Origin of the sequence: Mesorhizobium sp. M7A.F.Ca.AU.001.01.1.1, assembly GCF_004022735.1 — a bacterium.
Lineage (GTDB): Bacteria > Pseudomonadota > Alphaproteobacteria > Rhizobiales > Rhizobiaceae > Mesorhizobium > Mesorhizobium ciceri.
On record NZ_RZPF01001012.1, the window covers coordinates 1 to 1,639 of the forward strand.

Annotated in this window: 2 protein-coding genes; one reads left to right on the forward strand and one right to left on the reverse strand. The window is 63.6% G+C overall.

The window, feature by feature from the left end; translation table 11 throughout:
* Positions 1-865 (reverse strand): ABC transporter substrate-binding protein (locus EN884_RS35220; protein WP_164895396.1); only part of this gene is annotated, 865 nt, incomplete at its 3' end.
* Positions 866-1,044: 179 nt separating this feature from the next.
* Here EN884_RS35220 and EN884_RS35225 point away from each other — a divergent pair.
* Positions 1,045-1,572 carry a flavin reductase gene (locus tag EN884_RS35225; protein WP_013532115.1) on the forward strand — a complete coding sequence of 176 codons (528 nt, stop codon included), beginning with the start codon at positions 1,045-1,047 and terminating at the stop codon, positions 1,570-1,572.
* The last annotated feature ends 67 nt before the right edge of the window (positions 1,573-1,639 follow it).

Consider the following 1,639-nt stretch of genomic DNA (forward strand, 5'->3'; position numbering starts at 1 on the left):
GCGTATAGCCGTCGGGCACGCCTTTCTGCGCGGCAAAGGCCGCCAGCACTTTTGGATCGGCGACATCGGCCCATTCCGGCGGTGCGATCATCAGTGTGCCCAAGGAATAGGGCACGTCGCCGGGCGGCGTGCGCAGATTCTCGCCGCCGGCAAAGACGATGCCCGCCTGAAGCTGTGCGGCATCGCGGCCCATGATGGCGATGTCGTCGCCATCGCCGCCGGCAAAGACATGCGTCGCGCCGGCCTTCTTCAGCCGACCGATCATGCCGATCTGATTGTCGAGCTGGGGCCGGAACGTGTCGACGAACACAGGTTTCAGCGCTGCCTGTTCGGCCGCTGCCCGCAACGTCTCGGCGATTTCACGGCCGTAGATGGTGCCGTCGTCGATAATGGCGAACAATTCGTTTTGCCACAGGCGGGTGAGGGCTGACGCGACCGCATTGCGCTCATCGTCGCCGCGTGGTCCGAGGCGATAGACCGGCCAGCCGGTCTTGGCGCGGCGGTCGGTCAGGCTTTCGGTTCGCACGCCAATGGTGATGACCGGAATGTTGGCGTCCTTCAGGATCGGCATCGCCGCCCCGATCGCCTCGGTGCAGAGAAAGCCGATTACGATATTGACCTTGACGGCTGCGAATTCCCTGGCCGCGGCAGCGCCGCCATCGGCGGTGCAGGCGTCATCCACGGTCTTGAGTTCGATGCCGTTCGCTTCGGCGGCCATACCGGTACCGGCCTCGATCTGCTTGCCGAGAATGGCCGATGGTCCCGACAGGGGCGCCGAGACGCCGACCAGCAGCGTCCGGGCATCCGCACCACTGGCCAGGAACAGCCAGAACAGCGCCGCTATTGTTCTTGTCCTGGGTCGCATTCGAGCGATGGGATCCTCCGGGCCGGTCCTACGCTCCCGGCACTGTTGCCGCCAAGACCTAAAGGCTGCCCGGCCTTGGTGCAACACGCGAATTTCGGGATATGGCTCAGGCACTTCGCTTGTGGCGGGCTATGTCTGGCCATATATGTCGATAGGATCCTGACAATGGAAAAAATACGGTGCTGAAGAAGAACGACATTGGGCCGCAGGCCTATCGCGACGCGATGAGCCACTTTGCCGGCCACGTCCATGTGGTCACCACCGACGGGCCGGCCGGCAAGCGCGGCGCGACGGTGATCGCGGCCTGCTCGGTTTCGGACACCCCGCCGACCATTCTGGTCTGTCTCAATCGCGAAAATCCCAAGAACGAACCGTTCGTGAAAAACGGCAGGTTTGCCTTGAACACCCTGGCTTCCCACCAGGAGCCGCTGTCAGTCGGCTTTTCCGGAATCACCGGCTTGCCGGTCGAGGAGCGCTTCGCGCTCGGCGAATGGGACGTGATCTCCACCGGCGCGCCGACGCTGAAGGGTGCGCTCGCCGTGTTCGACTGCGAATTGATCGATACCAAGGACCTGGCCACCCATCGTGTGCTTTTTGGCAAGGTGACAGGCCTGCGGATGGGCGATAATTTGCGGCCGCTGATCTATCACGCCCGCGGCTACCACGTACTGGAAAGCGGAGCGGCGGCGTTCACGGAGAAAGAATGACCGAGCTGAAACCGCGCGCCGCGCCACGGACGATCGACGAGACGCTCGATCTCCTGACCGGTGCGGA